The sequence below is a fragment of the Pedobacter sp. R-06 genome (assembly GCF_049913135.1).
GTDB lineage: Bacteria > Bacteroidota > Bacteroidia > Sphingobacteriales > Sphingobacteriaceae > Pedobacter.
On record NZ_CP183977.1, the window covers coordinates 5900038 to 5921763 of the forward strand.

Consider the following 21726-nt stretch of genomic DNA (forward strand, 5'->3'; position numbering starts at 1 on the left):
TCTTCTAACAAAACCAAATTTTATGGAAAAAAGTTACCTAAAATGGTCACCAGGATTCTTCGCAATTTTGTTGATCCCATTTCTGCTGCTCTTATTTACAGAGATGGCGCAGGCCCAAAACAAACGGTATACCATAAGCGGTAAGGTTACCGATGCGGCAAATAACAGCCCTGTTCCCGGCGCTGTTGTAAAAATTATCAATACAAATCTGGTTACAAGCACAAGTTCGGGCGGAACATATAGCTTTTCGGTTGATTTGGCACCCGGTAAATATCAGATCCAAATTTCTTTTATAGGCTTTAAATCAAATATCGAATCTGTAAGCCTTGGCGACAATACCACGGTTCAGGCGAATAGTGCTTTGAGTGGTGATGCAGTGGGGCTAGATGAAGTAATTGTTACGGGTACCTCTCAGGGAACTACCCGTAAACAGCTCGGTAGTTATGTGAGTACGGTAAAAGGTGATGATTTAAATAAAGCACCGAGTGGAAATGCACTCGCCTCACTTCAAGGGAAAACACCTGGTGCACAGATCAGCCAGAATTCTGGAGATCCGGCGGGCGGAATTTCTGTCCGTTTAAGAGGTGTAAGTTCGGTTAACTCATCATCAGAACCACTATACATAATCGATGGGGTAATTGTAAATAATTCTACAACCAGAGTAACCAATACCTCAGGAAATTACGATGGTGGAAACTTTGTGGGTAGCATTGGACAAAACCGAATGGTGGATATTAGCCCATCTGATATTGATCATATCGAGGTTTTAAATGGTGCAGCTGCTGCGGCAATTTACGGATCGAGAGCAAATGCAGGGGTAATCCAGATTTTTACCAAGAGGGGTAAAACTGGTGCGCCACAAGTGAGTTTCAGCACCAGTTTAACCATTAGTGAGCTGCGCAAGCAAATTGATGTCAATCAATCACCAACAAAATTTGGAGGACCAACAGATGGGCCGACTGCACAAACTCAGGATGTATTATCTCCTGCCTTAATCACAACTACTCCGGTAACCAGGTATAATTACCAGGATTATATTTTCAGGACAGGCATTGGGACAGATAATTCAGTTTCAGTCTCTGGAGGTAATGACAACACTAAATTTTATACCTCTGCTGGTTATTTCTCAAACCAGGGGATCATTAAAAACACTGATTTCACCAGAATGAACTTCAGGGCAAATCTTGATCAAACCATTAATAAATGGGCAAAAATGACTGCAGGATTCAATTATGTTCATAGCGACGCCAACGAAAAGCCAGATGGAAACTCTTTTTTCTCACCAATGAATTCGGTAACCATTATCGGCAATTTTCATGATTTGTTTACCAGAGATGCATTAGGCAATTTAAAAGCCATCGGAGAACGCGGACGTGTTAATCCGGTTTCTGTTATTGAAGATATCAAGCAGCGCCAGTTTACCAATCGTATTATTGCAAATGCGGGATTAAAACTCACTCCTGTTAAAAACTTAACTATTGATTATACCATGGGGGTTGATAATTCAATCCAAAATGGAACAACATTTATTCCGCCATATGCGTATAATGTAAGTACAGGTTTTTATGGTGGTGGGCCAACTTTAGATCCGTCTTTAAACGGTTATGCAAGTGCGGCAAACGCAACAACCACACTATTTAATAATGAGTTAAACTTCACTTATGATGCTAAGATTTCTGAATTATTTAGTTCAACAACTCAGCTTGGCGGGTCTTATCAATATCAAAAAGACCTGTATAGCTTGCTAAACGGACGAGGTTTAGCCCCCTTTGTTCAGGTGGTAAACGGAGCAAGTACTGCTTTGCCTAATGTTGATAGTCGTTCAGAATTCTCAATTAGCGGCGCTTATTTACAACAAAATTTTAAATATAAGGACCATTTGTTTGTAACCGGTGCCATAAGAGTAGATCAATCTACTGTATTTGGGGAAGACAATAGAACGCAGTTTTATCCTAAAGCTAACGTGAGTTATGTATTGTCATCTGCCGATTATTGGAAAGATTTTGGCGTATCATCATGGTGGAATGCTTTCAAATTACGAGCAGCTTATGGCCAGTCTGGAAATTTAACAGGGATTGGCGCATACGATCGTTTCAACGTTTATTCGCCAAATGCCCTAAACAGCAAAACATCATTAACATCGTTAACGACGCTGGCGAATACGGGTGTAAAACCAGAGCGTCAAAAAGAGCTCGAAATCGGTACAGATATGTCCTTTTTTAATAATCGTTTAGGTTTAACTTTTAGTTATTATAATAAAAATGTAACTGATTTATTATTGCCTGTTGTGATTGCTCCAACAACTGGTTTTTCTAGCTTGCTAGATAATATTAGTGGTACTTTAAAAAATAAAGGTATCGAATTAATGCTTACAGGGGTGCCGGTTAAAACCGATGACTTTATATGGACATCTACACTAATTTACAACAGAAATAGAAATAAAATAGTGGGTTCGGGTGCACAGAGATTAATTGCAACCAATGCTGGCGCACCTGTTTCTATTACTGACGGTTATCCGGTAGGCGTTTTTTATGGAACATATTTTGAGCGGACAACAGATGGAAACATTGCAACAAACGCTGCTGGTATTCCTTTAACTGCCGGTCAAGCCGCCAATAATGTTTTGCGCAAAGTAATCGGCGATCCAAACCCGGATTATACAGGGTCTTTTGTTAACGATTTTACCTACAAAAAATTAAGCTTACACATTCAACTGGATGCTGTTCAGGGAGGAGATGTTTGGAATGCAGATTGGCGAACACGGCAGGGTGTGGGTAATGGAAAAGTTGCCGAAGCAGAGCAGATGGGTCAATTGCCTAGAGGCTATGTAGCTGGTGCATACAATGTAGAAGAATGGCGTATTGATGATGGGTCTTTTGTGAAATTAAGAGAGATTTCGTTGAGCTATAATATTGGTCAGGTTAAATTTATTAAAAGCTTAGCCATTAATCTTAGCGGAAGGAATCTCATTTCGTGGGATAATTACAAAGGCTATGATCCTGAGTTGAACTCTGGTGGTCAATCTACGATCCTGAGAAATATTGATTTCGGTTCAGTACCAATTCCACGTACTTTCTCATTGGGTTTACAAGCAAGATTCTAATTTAAAACTGTTGTTATGAAAAATTTAAAATCAAGATATATAGGTTATACATTTCTGTTTACTATAGTGGCTTTTTCAAGCGCTTGTAAAAAGGAGTACTTAAATCCTAACGCCGCTACGGCCAATGATGTATTAACCTCGGCAAAAGGTTTAACCGGCGTTACAGTAGGTTTACAGAAAAATTATTCCACAACTCGGGCTGGAATTCTGTATGCAACTATTACTTTAAGTGGCTTAACCACAAATGAGTTAATATCCATTAATACCGGTAATACCAATGAAGAAAGATTGGCAGCTGGAGGTGTACAGGTAGATGGTACCAATTCAGTATTGCTAAATGTTTGGGCTGGTGCAAATAAAATTATTTATGATGCAGATAATGTAATTAATAATGCTGCTAATCTTCCGGATAAAAACTACGCAGCGGGTTTAATTGCCTACGCAAGTATTTTTAAAGCCTTGGCTGTGGGTAATTTATCAGAGTATTGGGAAAAGGTTCCGGCTGGGACAGGTCAAAATGTTACCTTTATTAGTCGTGTTGATGGTTATAATAAAGCAATTGCGACCATTGATAATGCATTGGCGGTAGTTGCAGCAAACTCGATAAGTACATCGTTTTTGGGGAACATTCCATCAGGAGTAGATATTCCAACTACTTTAAATGCACTCAAAGCTCGCTATGCATTATTTGCCGGAAACTATGCGTTAGCATTAACTGCCGCAAATGCAGTTGATTTAACCAAAAAATCAACATTTACATACGATGCATTAAATTTGAATCCCATTTTTGAGATCGCTACCTCTACCAATAATGTAATTCAACCTAAGAATTTAAATTTAGGACAGACTGGCGCTAATATTCCAGATGCAGGCGATGCCAGAATTCCGTTTTACACTGTAGTTAATACAACGGTACGTATTAATGGTTTCGGTGCAGGCACTTTTACCCAGTTTCCCATTTATCTGCCTGGCGAAATGACCTTAATTAAAGCAGAGGCTTATGCCCGTCAAGCTACTCCTGATCTGGCTTCGTCGCTTACTGAGCTAAACAAGATCGTAACCAAAACTGCAGCAACTGATCCTTTTGGAGTTGGGGCGGCATTGCCAGCACTAACTGGACCTTACACACAACAACAGCTTTTAGATCTGATTTACAAACACCGTTGTATTGAGCTTTTTATGTCCGGGTTAAAACTTGAGGATATGAGAAGATTTAATCAGCCTTTAGCTGATCGCAAGCGTAATTTTTTTCCTTATCCTTTCGCAGAAAGAGATAATAATACCAATACCCCTCCTGATCCAGCATTCTAGCAGATGAAAAAGTCCCGATTTTCGTCGGGACTTTTTTATAAAATATTCAATTCTTTTTCGCGGTAACGTGAAAGTGATTCATGATCTAAATCTAACTCCGTTACCAAATAGCTAATGCTTTCTATTGGGCAAACCCTCAACCTTAAAGCAATATCCAATTTCTCGGAGATGCAAAGTACGGCTGTTTTTTTTGCACAGGCCAACATGGCCTTTTTAAGCTGGTTAATTTCCCAGTAAGTATCTGTTAAGCCTTCGTCCGGGTGGATGGCGCTGGTTCCCATCAGGCATAAATCGGCCTTAATTTCCGATAACTGTGTAATTACTTGCCCGCCGTAGGTAACCTGCGAATTTTTTGAAAACAAGCCTCCAATCAAAATTACTTCGATATTGTTGTATTTGGCCAGTTCTACTGCCACCAACGGACTAATAGTGAAAAATGTAGCAGACAGGCCCTGTGGAAGTCGTTTCACAAATTCTAAAATCGTTGTTCCCCCTCCGGTTAAAACTACCATGCCATCTTTTATCAACTGAACGGCTTTTTTGCCAATCGCAATCTTGCTATCTCTGGCATAAACCGTACTATCGTCAAAAGAGCTGTGATAAGATTTCGATAAAGCACCTCCATGAACCTTGTAAAGTAGGTTTTCATCAACAAGCTCTTGTAAATCCCGTCTGATGGTATCTTCCGAAACATTAAGCAGTTGAACCAGATCAGAGGTTAATACACGGTTGTGTAAGTTAATCTGTCGCATGATGAAGTCGTGGCGTTCTTTTTTCAGCATAAATCATTTGATTTTCTACGAATGTATAAAAAGATTTTAAAAATTATATTGTTTGCGTGTTTATGCGTTTTTGTGCGATAAAATTTTGTCTGTTAGCACAATAAATCTTTTCTGAATGTTTTTTTTATCAAAAACATTCATCATATTTACTTAACTAACATCAAAACTGCGGTAATTTGCGCGTTTGATAAACCGGAATACAAACAACAACTTCTAATAACCACTTTCTTACTAACAAATTATGAAGAAAAAACTATTCTTTAGTTTTATCGGTATGATTATGCTGTATGTGCAGGTTTTCGCGCAACAGATAACGATTACCGGTAAGGTCAGCTCCGCTGATGGCCCCATTCCCGGCGTTTCCATCCGGGTGAAGGGAAGTACCGTGGTATCACAATCCAATGGTGATGGAAATTATTCGATAAAGGCCTTAAAAACCGATGTATTAACATTTTCTTATGTTGGATACAAAAGTGTTGAAAGAGCTGTTGGTGCAAATAGCAAGATTAATGTGATCCTTTCTGCCGATGCCAGCAATCTTAATGAGGTTGTAGTTACTGCTTACGGGATTGATCGAGATGCTAAATCGTTAGGCTATTCTACCCCAAAAGTTTCTGGCTCCGAAGTCGCAGAAACCCAGAGGAACGATTTCTTTGGAGGTTTGCAAGGCCGTGTTCCGGGTTTATCGATTAATAGTACCAATGGAAACCCAGGAGCCTCTGCACAGATTGTTTTGCGTGGATTTGTATCCATAAGTGGCGATAATAATGCATTGATTGTTGTAGATGGTGTACCGATCAACAACAGCACATTAAATCAAACAAGAGAGCTGGTTTCGGGAGCCGCTAACAGAGACCAGGATTATTCTAACAGGGGGATGGATATCAACCCAAATGATATCGAAAGTTATGTAATTATGAAAGGGCCCGAAGCCACAGCGTTATATGGAAGTGCAGGTGCGAGTGGTGCAATTTTGATTACCACAAAAAAAGGTAAGGCCGGCCGCGGAAGTATTAATTACAATAATTCGTTTAGGGTAGAGCAGTTGAATAAGTTTCCAGAAATACAGACTAAATATAATTCCGGGCTTTCTAATGGAGTTTACGATGGTGGAAGTTCTAACTTTTTTGGACCAGCATTTTTACCAAGTACACCACTTTATGATAATATCCATAATTTTTTTGAAACAGGGTTTACACAAAAACACAACTTGTCTTTTGAGGGAGGAACTGAACAGTTCTCTTATCGCTGGTCTAACGAATACACCGATAGTAAAGGAACAATCCCTACAACCAGTTATAGGCGGATATCATCAAGAGTAACTGCTGTTGGCACCATCTCACCTATACTGAAATTAACAAGCACTTTCAACTACATCAATTCTAATAACGATAAGGCAAATAAAGGTACTAACGGATCTTTGCTTCAGTTGATGCGGTTTAGTTCTGCATTTGATGTTCAGAATTATCAAGATATCAGCGGAAATAGGATTTTACATCTGGCAAGTATCTATTCGGAATTCGATAACCCACTTTGGGATGTTGTTAAAAATGTGAATAACGATAAAGTTAACAGGTTAATTGCAAATACGAATGTGGAGCTAAAGCCTACAAAATGGTTAAGGATTAATGGAATAATTGGAGCTGATATTGCCAATACCAAGGGATTGTCGGTATATCATGCTCAATCTTACCGTGGCTCGGGTTCTGCCGCAGCCCCGACAGGCGGAACGGTAATGACCTATAATCAACTTACCAAGGTATTTAATGGATCGTTGACGGCGAGTGCCAAGCATAAATTTGGTGATTTTAACAATACCTATGTTATTGGCGCTACTTTTAATGATTATAATTCTACTACCGATTCTCAGCGTGGTACGAACATGTACGATCCAAATTTTTACAGTATAAATAATACACTGCCAACAACACAGCGTACATTAACCTATGTAAACCGCTACCGTACAGTCGGTGCTTTTGCGCAGGCCATTATGGGCTACAAAACCTTATTGTATTTAACCTTATCGGGTAGGGTTGATGGTGCTTCGCGGTTGATGCCTAACAATCCATATTTTGCCTATCCATCAGCAAGTTTGGCCTTTAACTTTACCGATCTTGCCAGTGTTAAAACAGCTTTACCATGGCTGGATAACGGTAAGTTTAGAGCCTCATATGCATTAACAGGTAAGGAGCCCTGGAGAGAATATTCTACAGGTACAAACTACGAAGCGAAAAGATTTACAGGTGGTGGTTATGCCTACTCATACTATGGCGGTAATCCGGATTTAAAGCCCGAAGTATCCGAAAATTTCGAAATCGGTACTGAAATGCAATTCCTGAAAAACCGGATCGGACTTGATTTTAACTATTACAATCTTTTAAGTAGAGATCAGATCATTAACCCGCGCTTAAGCTATGGTACAGGTTTCGTTTTAGAGATGATGAATGGGGGTACGGTGCGTAACCGTGGCATCGAAGTACAGTTAACAGGTAATCCGATAAAAGGAAAAGATTTTAACTGGAATACTACTTTTAACTTTACCCGCAATCGTGGCGTGGTACTATCGCTGGCAAATGAGCTCCCGGAACTTTACGAATCTGATACCTGGGTAATTGGTGAAATCAGAAGCGCAGTTCATCCAGGCTACAGTACGGGGGCGATTAGCGGAACCAGGTTTGATAGAAATAATAGAGGAGATATCTTGATTAATACGTCTTCTGGCTTGCCAACAAGCTCTGATACACAATATTATCCCATTGGAGACAGGAATCCAAAATTTACACTAGGTTTTGTGAACAGATTTAGTTACAAAGGCTTTAATCTCTCCTTCTTATGGGATTTAAGATATGGTGGCGATGTTGTTAACGGTACCGAATACGCATCTTACACTAAAGGAATTAGTTTGAAAACTCTAGACAGAGAAGTGCCTCGTGTAATTAAGGGAGTTTTAGCCGATGGATTGCAAAATACGGACAATCCTACGGTTAATACGATTGCAGTAACACCCTTTTATGCCTCTAACTACTATTCCCTGAACGTTTCGCCAGAGATGTTCGTAGAGCGGAACATCAAAACGCTGCGTTTAAGGGATGTTACGCTGGCATATGATTTTCCGCCATCACTGGTTAAACGCATCGGATTTATCCAGAGCTTTGGTGCATTTTTTACCTTAACCGATTCGATATTGATTACCAATTATTCAGGTGGCGATCCGGAGAGTAATGCAAATTCGCCAGGTGTTGGGGGTATCGGTGGTTACGGTATCGACTATGGTAATGTTGGTAAACCGATAGGTTTTAATGTAGGATTTAGGGTTAAATTATAGTGAATAACATGAAAAGATTATATAAACTATATATTGCTGCGGCAGTATTATTAATGGCCGGAGGGTGTAAAAAATACCTCGATATCAATACAAATCCTGCCGTGCCTCAAACCACTAAAGCAGAACTGTTGCTTCCTCCAATTCTATTTCAGATGACAAACGGAACCTCACAGGATTATCGTTTTATCTGGAAAATTACGCAAAATCTTATTGGTGCATCAACTGATGATGCATCTATTGCTTTTGAAAAACACACTTTCGTGCGTTCAAGCGATAATGGAGGCGTAATCTGGAGAATGACCTATGTTGATTTGGGTTTGAACCTTGAAAATTTAATCAATGATGCAGTTGCCAATCAAAAATATGAGTATGCTGCAATTGGTTATGCAATTAAGGCCTGGGCTTATCAACAAACAACTGACCTTTATGGCCCAATTATTCTGGATGAGGCTTTTACACCAGGAATGTTAAGGTTTCCTTACCATGATCAGCCAGAGGTATATGCAAAAGTGCGTTATTATTGCGAGCAATCACTCAAGTATTCTACAATGAAAAGTCCGCTTAATTATGCTACACAATTGGCGGGCGTTACAGGCGATGGGATTTACAAAGGCGATATGGCCAAATGGAGAAAATTTGTGTATGCAATTTATGCTTTGCAGTACAGCCATCTGGTCAATAAACCAGAGTTTAAAACCATGTATGCCGATAGTGTTGTTAAATACACCAATTTATCTTTTGCCAACGAAACAGAATCGGCAACGGTTTATTTCTCTGCAGCAAGTACCGATGATACCAATCCATTCGGACCCACTTTGGGTTATATCAATCCTTCAGGACCAACATCCGCCTATTATGGACGGATTTCGACCACGATCTTAAACTATCTTGCAGGTGGAGTGAGGGGAGTGCCTACCACAAATCCAACAAGTTCACTCGATCCAAGGTTGAGCAGGATGTTGCCGGCAAGTACAGCTACAGCTACTTTGGGCAGGTATATTGCCGGTCTTCCAACTCAGGGAAGCAGTACATCTGGTCTTCCTATTGTTTTTGGAAGCATTCCTGCTGGAGCTACTACCTACAATGGGAAATATATTTTTGCCGATGCAGCAAGATATCCCATCATGACCTATTCGCAATTACAGTTTACTAAAGCAGAAGCGTTGTTTTTACAAGGAAAAACTGCGGAATCTTTAGTAGCATACAGAGCTGGAATATCAGGGCACATGATTTTTTGCAATACCTATGGCAGGGCTTCTAAAGCTCCCGATCCTTTGATAACTGATACCGAAATTAACAGTTATTTAAGCTCAAAGGAAGTGGCGCAAATCCCTGATTCATTATCCCTTGCCGACATTATGGGGCAGAAATATATTGCGCAATGGGGCTGGGCCGGTTTAGAACAATGGTCTGATATCAGGAAGTACCATTACAGTGCAACGGTATTCAGACAGTTTTATCAAATTCCTAAGGCCGACCTTCTTTTAGGTGGGAAATATGCTTATCGTTTCAGGCCACGTTACAATTCTGAATATGTTTGGAATAGTGAGGAGTTACGCAAGTGGGGTGGACTAGACGTTGACTACATGACTAAAGAAACCTGGTTTAGCCAGCCATAATTTTTAATTTAAAAAATATCAAGATGAAAATATTTTCTAACTTATTTGCCAGCCTGTTTATTGCAATGGCTTTAGCTGGCTGCACCAAAAATGTACTCGATTATGGTGAAACCGAAAAATTAACCGGCGACCAGGCTTTATTAAAGGTGAACTATGCCTCTTACTATTATAACAATAGGGCAATAGCAATTAAAATTAACGATAAAAGGGTTAGCAGTGTAATTACCGCACGTACTCCTTTTCCCGGCGGTGGGTATAACACGGGAGGCAGTTCTACGGCAGATTTTCTTGCTGTAAGTCCCGGTAATCTAAAACTATCTATTATTCTTCCCAAAAAGAAGGATGATGGAACTGATTCGGTTGTGTTATACAGTACAACCTTCCAGATAGAAGCAGGCAAAAATTATGTTGCGCATATTACCGATACCGCTGCGAATACCAAGAATGTTTTAACTCAGGAAAGTTTTATCAGGCCGGATACAGCCTATTGTAAATACCGGTTTATAAACTTAATGCCAAATGTACCATCTGTAGATCTATATTACGGAACCAGTGCAACCGATAATGCAAAAGACTCGCTCATTGCAGGCAACGTAAATTATTTAAACATTACTAACGAAATTACATTAAGGTCTGCGCAATCAAAAACCTGGAAAATAAGGCCGGCGGGAGCAGCGATAACGTCTGCAACGGTTCTGGCGAATTATACCAGTGCAAGTACTTTTTTAAACAAAAGGGTTTATACCATTTTCGCTAGTGGCTATAGTGGTATCACAACGGCACCACGTAGACCTTACGTATCGTTCTTTTTAATCAGATAGATTATAACTACAAATGAAAAAGCCAACCAATAGTGGTTGGCTTTTTCATTTCCCGGATATTTTAGCGGTATAGAAGGAATAGTGGATAAGCAATAACTGCTTAATAATCAGGTAATGCGCTTTTTTGCGTGTTTGTGCGGTAATATAGATGTTGCAAAACTAAATTTGTTTTTTTTAATCAAATAAATAGTGATATTTACTTAAATATTGCTGTTTTATGCGGTATTAAGACTAAACTACAAAACAATTCTAAACTTACGTTTATGAAAAAAAAATTACTATTAATTTTTCTTGGTACGTTTTTGTTGCTGGCCCATGCCATTGCGCAACAAATTACCATTACGGGTAAGGTTACATCAGAGGATGGCCCTATACCCGGCGTTTCTATCCGGGTAAAAGGAAGCACTGTTGTTGCGCAATCTTCCGCCGATGGAACTTATTCTATCAAAGCCGCCAATGGCGATATATTGGTGTTTTCTTACATCGGTTATGTAACTGCAGAAAGAACCGTTGGCGCAGGTAAAACAATCAATGTTAGTCTGAAAACAGACGCTCAAGGGTTAGATGATGTAGTTGTGGTGGGTTATGGAACTCAGCGCAAAGGCAACTTAACCGGAGCAGTCTCTACCATTGATGTGAAAAAGACGCTGGAGGGCAGGCCAATTGCCGATGTGGGCAGAGCGCTACAAGGTGCCGCATCTGGTTTAAGCGTAACCGTTCCAAGTGGAGAAATTGGCTCTGACCCAGTAATCAAAATCAGAGGGCAATTGGCGTCATTTGCAGGTGGAAGTTCTCCTTTGATTTTATTGGATAACGTTGAGATTCCAAGCATCCAATTGGTTAATCCAAATGATATCGCCTCTATTACCATTTTGAAAGATGCAGCTGCAGCTTCTATTTATGGTGCTAAGGCTGCTTTTGGCGTGGTATTGATCACTACTAAACAAGGCTCGGGATCTGATAAGCCATCGATCAATTACTCAAATAATTTTTCTTTCCAAAATGTTTGGAAAGATTTAAAAATGGCCGATGTAAACGGTTTAAAGTATACTGTTGATGCCTCTGAAAGGATTGGTGTAACTACTCCGGTTGGCGCATTTTATTATGTAGATAGGGCAAGTTACGAAAAAGCGGTTGCATGGAAAGAGAAGTATGGGAGCACAATTGGCCCTGACGACCCGACCGTGTTTGGTAGAGATTGGTATGTTCAGGGAGCTGGTCTGAAAATGGGGGTTAGAACCTACAACCCTTATGATTACATGATCAAAGAATGGGCACCAACCCAACAACACAACCTATCAGTTGGCGGTACTACCGGGAAAACATCTTATAATATCGGACTTGCATTGCTTGATCAGAGTGGCATGTTAAAGCCGGCAAAAGAAGATCGTTTTACACGCTACAATGCTTCATTTAAAATTTCAAGTGAAATCAACAAATACCTTACCATACGCGGCGGCGCATTATATTCACGGAGAAATAAACAGTATGCCTATACCACAAGCTCCACAACAGCCGATCCGTGGTTATATTTGTATAGATGGAGTTCATTGTATCCATTGGGAAAAGATGAAAATGGCGATGCCATCCGCAGTCCTGAGAGTGAGGTTGCTTCGGCAAATACCGCTAATATATTGTTAAATTATGCCAATGTAAATTTGGGATCTACAGTTAATATCTTAAAAAACTGGAAAGTAGATTTTGATTATACTTTTACCAACCAGAATGAGGATTGGAAAAGACCAGGCACAAGATTTACCGCAAGAAACTCTTGGGTAGCGCCTAAAGCGCGTTTAGATGCAAGTGGCGCACCTGTTTATGTAAACGATCAGGGCCAAGTGGTATCGAGTACCACGGCTGGCGCAATTGCAGCTTATGATCTATCTATGGATATGTATACCACACCTGGGTCAAGCCCCGATCATTTTGCCAGATCTGCCACAAGCTATTTTAGCCATACCATTAATGCTTTTACTACTTATAGCTTAAACCTTAAGGAAAACCACGATTTTAAATTTATTTTGGGTTTAAACCGGGTTACTTCTACTGCTGAATCCCAGTTTGGTCAAATCACCAATTTAAGTGATATCATTAACCCACAGTTTAGATTCGGTACCGGAGTTCAAACCGTACTTCCATCTAGCGCAGTAATGGGCATTATCCCAGGTGGGATTAACATTCCGGGATCAGATAAAAGATGGGAAGCACAATTGGGATATTTTGGTCGTGTAAACTATGCTTTTAAAAACAAATACCTTATTGAAGGTAATCTGCGTTACGATGGTTCTTCTAAATTCCCAACCGATTTGCAGTGGAGATGGTTTCCGTCATTTTCGGCAGGTTGGGTAGCCAGTGAAGAAAGTTTTATGGCCTGGACTAAACCACTCCTGAACCAATTAAAATTCAGGGGATCTTGGGGTTCAATAGGCGATCAGACCGTACCAAACAATTTATATATAGCCACTATGCCAAGCGGACAATCGAGCTGGATTGGTGCAAACGGTGCCAAAGTAAATTATGTAGGTACACCTGATGCAATTAAAGAAGCAATTCAATGGCAGGATATTGTAACTACCAATCTGGGGCTAGACGCAACCCTTTTAAATAATAAGGTAAATCTTTCTTTTGATGTTTTTCAAAGAAATACCAATAATATGATTGTGCCGCAGGAAGGCATTCCTTTTACTTTTGGTGCCGGGGCGCCACAGGGAAATTTTGGTGCCCTACAAACGAGAGGATGGGAGTTGACCTTAGATTTTAACCACAGGTTTAAAAATGGTTTAGGGATTAATTTCAAAGGAAATATTTCTGATGCCAAAACAAGGCTAACCGAGTATGGTTCCGGAACACAAGTGCTTAATAATTATAACGGAAAAGATATTGGTGAAATTTGGGGCTACCGTACCGATAGGTTATATCAAACAAGCGATTTCGAGTTGGATGGCTCGGGTAAACCAATCTTGATTACTCTGACATCTGCTGAAAGTAAGTTAAACGCAGGTAAACAAACTTATAAACTAAAAGCTGGACCAAATGGCGAAAAACCAGTTTACCAACCATTTTTACAAAATTCGGCTAACTTCCGTTTTGGTCCTGGTGATGTTAAGTTTAAAGATATTAATGGCGATGGCGAAATCAGTAATGGAGATGGCACATTGGCCAACCACGGCGATTTAGAAGTAATCGGAAATTCTAATCCGAGCTACGAGTATGGTTTTAGATTGGGCGCCGACTTTAAAGGCGTTGATATCAGCGCATTTTTTCAGGGTGTAGGTAGCCGTAAAATTTGGGGTGCTGGATTTTTAGCTATCCCAGGCTTTAACTCTTCCGATGGTGCAATGCCCGAAGCTATTGCGGGCAACTATTGGACGCCACAAACGCCAGATGCTTTTTACCCTGCTGCTTATAACAATGCAGCAAGTGGAACTACCAATAACATGCAGGTTCAAGATCGCTATCTGTTAAATATGGCTTATTTAAGATTGAAAAATTTAACAGTTGGTTATACTTTTCCGCAAATGTTGACCAAAAAAGTAGGTATTAGCTCACTTAGGGTATATACGGCGTTAGAGAATTTCTTTACCTGGGATCATTTGGGCGATTTGCCTATCGATCCGGAGAGTGTTAGTGGCTATTCGATCTGGGATCAGTCAAATTATAACAGCGGTCGTACAGGAACCGGAATCCCAGCCTTTAAGAGTATTTCTTTTGGTGTTCAGTTGAATTTTTAAAAATTAAGAAGATGAAATATTTTAAATACATATATGGTTTGCCGGTTATGGCCTGCCTACTTCTGGTGTCTTGTAATAAGGATGTTTTAGACCGTCCGCCCTTAACATCTTATGTTGATGGGCAATATTGGCGTGGAGAAGATGATATCCGCATGTACGCCAACAGCTACTATCCGAACTATTTTAACGGTTATAGTACTGGCTTTGGAGTTGATTATACACCGGTTAGGGGTTATACTTTCTCTGATGATTTAACAGGTAAAAATGTTCAGATTAACTTCGAAAATAGTGTGCCTACTACAAGAGGTTCTGTTTCTGAAGCAGCTGATTGGTTGGGTACCTATGCTGGTCCAACTTGGGATTTTGCCTGGATCAGAAAATCGAATGTAATGCTTGCCCGTTTAAACGACGTAGCGAAGCCTAAAATTACTACTGAAGCTTATAACCACTGGACAGCAGTTGCCCGTTTTTTTAGGGGTTTTGAATACAGCCGTTTAGTCAGTGTTTTTGGCGATGTGCCTTATTTTGATAAAGAGCTTTCGGATACCGATCTGGCTGCTTTATATAAAGATAGAGATGCCAGGGGAGTGGTTATGGATAAAGTATACGATGATTTTAAGTTCGTAATGGCTAACATGCGCGAAAATGACGGGGCTCAGTTTTTAAATAAATACATTGCTGCTGCTTTTATTTCAAGATTTATGTTATTTGAAGGAACTTATGAGCATTACCATGGTTTAGATGCGGCAAGAGCAAAAAAATATTTAGAATTTGCTGTTGAGGCAGGCGATTATGTAATCAATAGCAACAAATATAATTTCACCCGCGATTTTAAATCACTGTTCTCGAGCGATAACCTGGCAGGGCATCCGGAAGTATTGCTTTATAGAACTTACGATGCTGCTTTAACGGTTACACACAGTATTGGTTCTTACCAGAATGGAACAGAGGTTGTAGGAGTTGATGCAAATTTAGTTTTGATCAAATCTTTCCTGCTAAATGATGGCAAAGTATGGCAAAACTCTGCTGTTACCGGAGCCAGTTCATTTACAATTGCCGATCTGGTAAAAACGAGAGATCCACGTTTTGAAGCATCGTTTTATGATAAAGCCCTGGTTCCTTCTGCAACTTTACTTTATGGGTTTAAATTTGCTTCAAGAGAGGCTTTAACTTATATCGGAAAAACTTATCCTGCCGCTTGGGGCAGTAACACCAATACAAGTGATGCGCCTGTAATGCGTTTGGCAGAAGTCGTGTTAAACTGGATAGAAGCCAAAGCAGTATTGGCTCAGTATTTTGGTGGTACGGCAGTAACGCAGGCTGATTTAAACAAATCAGTAAATGCAATCAGAAACCGGCCCTTAGATGCTGCGGCAACTGCAAAAGGGGTATTAAAAACAGCTCCATTAACGTTGGGGGCACTTCCTGTTGATCCGGCTAAAGATGCCGATGTTCCAGACTTGATCTGGGAAATCCGCAGGGAGCGTCGCATGGAGTTTGTGTTCGAGCATACCCGTTTGCTGGATTTAAAACGCTGGAAAAAATTAAACAATATGGATTTCAGTACCAATCCAGACTATTTCTTGGGGCCATGGGTTAATGTACAAACCGAGGCCGCAAGTTATTTAACTCCTGCTAATGCAACAGCCCGAAATGTCAAGGTTAAAAAGGCGGATGGTACCATTGTTACCTATGATGGCACAAATGCTGCGGCTATGGTAGGTTATTGGATGGTTACCAATGCGACAAATAGAAATGCATTTACAGATAGGGCTTATTTAGCCCCAGTAGGGCAGGCGCAGATTATTCAATATCAGGAAAAGGGCTATAAGCTTACGCAAACTGCAGGCTGGTAGTGCTTTAGGTATTTTTTGAATTTACTATGACCTCCTCAATTTTTAGTTGAGGAGGTTTTTTTATGCTTATTATTTCGTGCTGAGCCACACCACTTTACCATCCATTGTACTTGCCAGTATATTTTTACTGTCGATCACATTTACGGTATTGATCATAGAGTTGTCTATTTTGTGCGCCCAAACCGTGCTTTGTTGTTTGGGATCTATGGCATAGATAACACCGTTTTTTGTGCCAAAAAATACCTTCCCGTCTTTCTCTATCAACATGGATGGTACATGTTCATATCCAAAGCCTGCATTATATCGCCAAAGTATACCCGGATCTTGTGCCTGTGCTTTATAAGCTACGATTTCGTCCTGCATGGTTTTGCCATAAATGATGGTGCTGTCTGCAGATTGTCCGATCGATTCGCGAACTGTAGCTTCTTTGTTTCGCCAAAGTGTACTGCCGTTTTTTGCATCAATCGCAGTTAAATAACGGTCTGGAGCTGCAATATAAATTATCCCGTTATAAGCTACAGGCGTTACCATAGCTGGCGAAAACATTCTGTTGCCCTGGCCATTGTTCCATTTCCACAACAAGTTTCCGCTGTTAATATCAAGTGCGTATAGATGCCTGCCCCATGAGCCAAAAATAATCTTGCCCTGATAAATAAGTGGCTTGCCCACAACTGTCCCTTCTACCTCTTTAAATGCCCATATTTCATTTCCTGTTTTAACATCCAATGCCCTAAAGGTATTATCGCTGCCGCCTATGTACACCTTTTGCCCGCTAACTACCGGAGAACCTAACACCGAATTAGTTGTTTCTTTGTGCCAGATTTCCTTTCCTGTTTTTGCGTTTAATGCGTAAATCGCGCCATCACCTGAACCGAAGATAACCATATTGTTAACAGCAACTGGTGATGAATAGATTGCGCCTTTGGTTTTAAATGTCCATACTTTCTTTCCGGTATTCTTGTTTAAGGCCTCAATTAAACCTAAGCTATTGCCAAAAATAACATTGTTTGAGGCATAGGTTGGTGTGTTTACCACGTTGGCATTAGAGTGATAAGTCCAAACTTCTTTTGTGCCTGAATATTTACTGTTGATGGCAAAATCGGGACGATTATATTTTTTTGAATCGGCCTGGAAAGTTTTTAGTGCAATTTTTCGCCATACCGGAAGAATATCCTGGGTTGGTTTTTTAACCTGGAAAAAAGCACTATCCCTGGTCATGGTTACAATGTTGTATCCTCCAATACTATCCTTTGCCCTTAGGTTAGAGCGGCCCATGGTAGCTTCAATACCTTCAAAATTATAAGGATGATTATTGTGCCCATGGCCGCAAATGGCATACTGGATATTGTATTTCTTTAACTTATCTGTTGCTTCGTACCAGTTATCCAAACTGTTATCCAACGGGTAGTGGTTGGCAAAAATAATGGGCATACTTTTAGGCGTTGCTTTAAGCACACTGTCAAGCCAAACAGTAGCATCTCTTGGAATGTGCCCATCGCTCATCCTTACGTAAGGACCAGATGCACATGCTATAAAACGGTAGCCGTTATGATCGAAAATAAATTTATCACCGCCAAACGCTTTGATAAAATTTACACCCCCTGATTCTGACCATCCGGTATCGTGGTTTCCAGGGATAATGTGATATGGTTTATTTAATTTTGATAGGATATCTTTAGCTAATTTAAGCTCATTATTGGTGCCCATTTCGGTGATATCGCCTGTAATGATCACAAAATCGATGTCATTCAGCGTATTTAAATCAGCAACAGTTCTGTTAAGATCTTCTTCGCCTGTTGATGACCCCACGTGGGTATCAGTTACAAAAGCATATTTAAAATTTTGGGCTTTTACAGAGAGCGAGAACAGGACAGCAAACAGTAAAAGAATGGATTGTTTCATTTGTTTTTCGTTAAATTGTTTACTCTAAAAATCGGTATTTTTAGGGGCTAAATGGAGCTGTAATACCAATATTACATGTTTACATTTTGAGCAATCACCAAGCTTTATGTAAAAAGGCTGAGATGGTTTCTTTTGATAAGAAAATATTCTTGATATTTAAGATAACTGAGTGTTAATCTGTCTTTTTTGTATTAATTCATCATTTTCTAATCCCTAATTAATCAATTTTATGAAGAAAAAACTACTATTCTTGTTTCTGGGAGTGTGTTGTTCAGTTGGGCAGGTATTCGCCCAGCAAATCACCATTTCCGGTAAAGTAACATCAGCAGATGACGGTACGCCGTTGCCCGGTGTTTCTGTAAAGGTTAAAGGATCAACAGCCGGAATCAGCACTGATTCTGACGGGCGTTACACGATTAAAGCCACCAGCGATCAGGTTTTGGTTTTTGTATATATCGGTTCGATAACCGAAGAACGTCCTATTGGAGATAACAGGATAATCAATGTTCAGCTAAAACAAGATGCCAAAACGCTAAATGAGGTAGCCGTAACAGCATTCGGGGTTAAGCAGGAAGTAAGAAGCTTAGGTTTCTCTACCCAGAATGTTAAAGCCAAAGAAATTGTCGATTCGCAACAGCCAAACCTGGTTAACGCGATGCAGGGAAAGGTAGCTGGTGTTCAGATTACCAATTCGAGTGGTGCACCTGGTTCTTCTGCAAATATTATGATCAGGGGAGGAAGTTCGTTAAGTGGAAACAACCAGCCACTTTTTGTGGTTGATGGTATTCCTGTTGACAATACCACACCGGTAAGTCAGGCAGGGCTTGTAGCCAGTACCGCTCCGGCATCAAACCGGGCCATCGATATTAATCCTGAAGATATTGAATCGTTAACAGTACTAAAAGGACCTGCAGCTGCAGCACTTTATGGAATCAGGGCCGCTTCGGGTGCCATAGTAATTACCACTAAAAAAGGTTCGGGCGGTGCGGCAAAGATTACTTATCAGAACACTTTTTCGTTAGATAATGTAAATCAGTTACCAGAACTGCAAGGTAAATATAAACAGGGTGAGGCTGGTAATTTTAGTGCAACTGCACCAAACTCCTGGGGCCCCGAATTTGCAGCCAATGAAACGGTTTACGATAACCTGAAAAATTTCTTTAAAACTGCTTTCTCCCAAAGTCACGATCTTTCGGTAAGTGGAAGCTCTGAAAAGAGTACTTTTTATACCTCTGCATCACTTTTAGATCAGGGATCAATTGTAGATAATTCTGATTTTAGACGAAAATCATTCAGGATTAATGCGGACACTAAAATTGGCGAAAAACTTACAGTAGGTGGTTCGGCCAACTATGTTCGTACCGATCGTACTTCGGTGCCGCAAGGGAGTGCAAATGGCACTATGGGTGCGTTATATTGGCCACGTAATGATGATATGGCCAATTATTTGAATCCAAATGGCTCGCAAAGGGTCTTCCCCGGAGGTAATGACAACCCTTACTGGACCATCCAAAACAAGCCGATTACCAGTGGCATTAACCGTTTTATAGGAATAGCCAATATCAACTATAATCCTTTTAGTTTTTTAAATTTAACCTATCGCCTGGGCACTGACTTATACACCGAGAATTTTAAGGCGGTACGCATGCCGGGTACTTTAGAAGCTGATGCACTTAAAGGGGCTATTGGTCAAAACACCAACACCAATCAGATCACCACCTCAACTTTTATAGCTACAGCAAAGAAAACTTTCTGGGACGATTATAACTTCAGTCTGGCTATTGGTAATAATATCGAAAATACAAGGGTGCAAACCTTAACGGCTAATGCCATCAATTTTATAGATCCGACTTTTCCAAGTATTAACAATACTGTTGCTACCGATCGGTCTGTTTCTGAAACCCTAAACCGCAGAAGAATTGTAGGTGTATTTGGCGATTTTAATTTCGACTGGAAAAATATTGTTTATGTAAACCTAAGGGCACGGAACGACTGGACTTCTACCATTCCGGTGGGCGATAATGCTTTCTTTTATCCGGCTATAAGTACCTCTGTAGTGCTGACCGATTTATTGAAAGAACTCAATCTGAAAACGGATGATCAGATTTTTTCTTACGGAAAGATCAGAGCTGCCTACTCCAATGTAGGTAAAGATGCGCCACCTCATGTAACCACCACCTCACTTGCAGCGGTTACCAATACTTTTACTATTAATCCACGTGGTTTTATCACGAATGCAAATAATCCATTTGGTAACCCCACGCTGGTGCCTGAGTTTACCAGGGCATTTGAGGTTGGGGCAGATTTAAGGTTCGTCAAAAACCGCTTCGGTATCGATTTTACTTATTACAGAAGTAAATCCGATAACCAGATATTGGCAACAAGGGTTCCACCATCGGCAGGAGCTTTTCTTACCTATTTAAATGGTGGGTCCATCCAGAATAAAGGAATTGAGGTGGTGCTGAATGCACAGGCCATTGTTAAAAAAGATTTCAGGTGGACAATAGACATCAACTTTGCCCATAACAAGTCCATTGTGAAAGAGCTTCCGGGAGCTTTAGATCGGGTAGAGCTATCTGATGCGTGGGTGGCTGCCAATGTAGCTCAGGGAGCTGGATTCTTAAATGGAAGCTTATTTGGTATTAATGGTAACGTTTGGAAGCGCAATGCTCAGGGGCAGTTATTACTCGGTAATAATGGTTACCCACAAGTGCAGGTTGCCTATGCTAATATTGGAGACCGCAATCCTGATTTTACTTCAGGGATAACCAATACCTTCAACTATAAAAACTTTGCTTTATCCTTTATGGTTGATATCCGGGTAGGCGGAGATGTATTCAACGCGACTGAAAATTCATTGGTCCGTTCGGGCCTAAGCACAAAAACTTTAGATCGTGGTTCTAAAGTTTTTGATGGTATTATAGAATCTACCGGATTGCCAAGTACTTTGTCAGTCCCACTAAATCAAAATTATTATCAAAACATTTACGCTAGTCAAGGATATGATTTTGTTGAAGATGGTAGCTGGTACAGATTACGGTATGCAACTTTAACATACAACATGCCAAGCAGTTTTTTAGCTAAAACCAAACTTAAAGGTCTGGCATTTACGGTAACAGGTAGAAACCTGATCTTGATTACCAAATATTCGGGAGTAGACCCTGAGGTTTCGGGCAGTGGTGCAGGCGTTGGTGGATCGGGTTCTTTCGGGTTCGATAACCTCGGTATTCCTGCTACACGTGGAGTAGATATGGGTTTAAGATTAACTTTTTAATT

At 40.3% G+C, this 21726-nt stretch carries 10 protein-coding genes; 8 read left to right on the top strand and 2 right to left on the bottom strand.

Annotation, left to right across the window (positions count from 1 at the left end; translation table 11 throughout):
* Positions 1–22: 22 nt before the first annotated feature.
* Both ACN9MR_RS23960 and ACN9MR_RS23965 read left to right on the top strand, forming a co-directional pair.
* The gene (locus ACN9MR_RS23960; protein WP_426326999.1) at positions 23–3103 is read left to right on the top strand and encodes a SusC/RagA family TonB-linked outer membrane protein; all 3081 of its coding nucleotides are present in this window, start codon (positions 23–25) and stop codon (positions 3101–3103) included.
* Positions 3104–3118: 15 nt separating this feature from the next.
* Entirely contained in the window at positions 3119–4414 is a 1296-nt protein-coding gene (locus ACN9MR_RS23965) for a RagB/SusD family nutrient uptake outer membrane protein (RefSeq protein ID WP_426327000.1), read from the top strand.
* A gap of 35 nt (positions 4415–4449) precedes the next feature.
* Here the strand turns inward: ACN9MR_RS23965 and ACN9MR_RS23970 are convergent, their stop codons facing one another.
* Positions 4450–5196 carry a DeoR/GlpR family DNA-binding transcription regulator gene (locus ACN9MR_RS23970; protein WP_426327001.1) on the bottom strand — a complete coding sequence of 249 codons (747 nt, stop codon included), beginning with the start codon at positions 5194–5196 and terminating at the stop codon, positions 4450–4452.
* A 241-nt stretch (positions 5197–5437) separates the two neighbouring features.
* On the opposite strand from ACN9MR_RS23970, the gene ACN9MR_RS23975 reads away from it, so the two are divergent.
* The 5 genes from ACN9MR_RS23975 (at position 5438) to ACN9MR_RS23995 (ending at position 16548) form a co-directional block, all read left to right on the top strand.
* A complete protein-coding gene (locus ACN9MR_RS23975) occupies positions 5438–8521 on the top strand; it encodes a SusC/RagA family TonB-linked outer membrane protein (RefSeq protein ID WP_426327002.1) in 3084 nt (1027 codons plus the stop codon).
* Positions 8522–8529: 8 nt separating this feature from the next.
* The gene (locus ACN9MR_RS23980) at positions 8530–10140 is read left to right on the top strand and encodes a SusD/RagB family nutrient-binding outer membrane lipoprotein (protein WP_426327003.1); all 1611 of its coding nucleotides are present in this window, start codon (positions 8530–8532) and stop codon (positions 10138–10140) included.
* Between the two features lie 23 nt (positions 10141–10163).
* Positions 10164–10961: a DUF4397 domain-containing protein gene (locus tag ACN9MR_RS23985; protein WP_426327004.1), complete on the top strand. Its 798-nt coding sequence runs from the start codon at positions 10164–10166 to the stop codon at positions 10959–10961.
* Positions 10962–11224: 263 nt separating this feature from the next.
* Positions 11225–14692, top strand: coding sequence for a SusC/RagA family TonB-linked outer membrane protein (locus tag ACN9MR_RS23990; RefSeq protein ID WP_426327005.1), 3468 nt, complete (start codon positions 11225–11227; stop codon positions 14690–14692).
* Positions 14693–14703: 11 nt separating this feature from the next.
* Positions 14704–16548: a RagB/SusD family nutrient uptake outer membrane protein gene (locus tag ACN9MR_RS23995; protein WP_426327006.1), complete on the top strand. Its 1845-nt coding sequence runs from the start codon at positions 14704–14706 to the stop codon at positions 16546–16548.
* A gap of 69 nt (positions 16549–16617) precedes the next feature.
* On the opposite strand, the gene ACN9MR_RS24000 is transcribed toward ACN9MR_RS23995, so the two are convergent.
* A complete protein-coding gene (locus tag ACN9MR_RS24000) occupies positions 16618–18450 on the bottom strand; it encodes a PQQ-binding-like beta-propeller repeat protein (protein WP_426327007.1) in 1833 nt (610 codons plus the stop codon).
* Between the two features lie 229 nt (positions 18451–18679).
* Here ACN9MR_RS24000 and ACN9MR_RS24005 point away from each other — a divergent pair, with 229 nt between their 5' ends.
* The gene (locus ACN9MR_RS24005) at positions 18680–21724 is read left to right on the top strand and encodes a SusC/RagA family TonB-linked outer membrane protein (protein WP_426327008.1); all 3045 of its coding nucleotides are present in this window, start codon (positions 18680–18682) and stop codon (positions 21722–21724) included.
* The last annotated feature ends 2 nt before the right edge of the window (positions 21725–21726 follow it).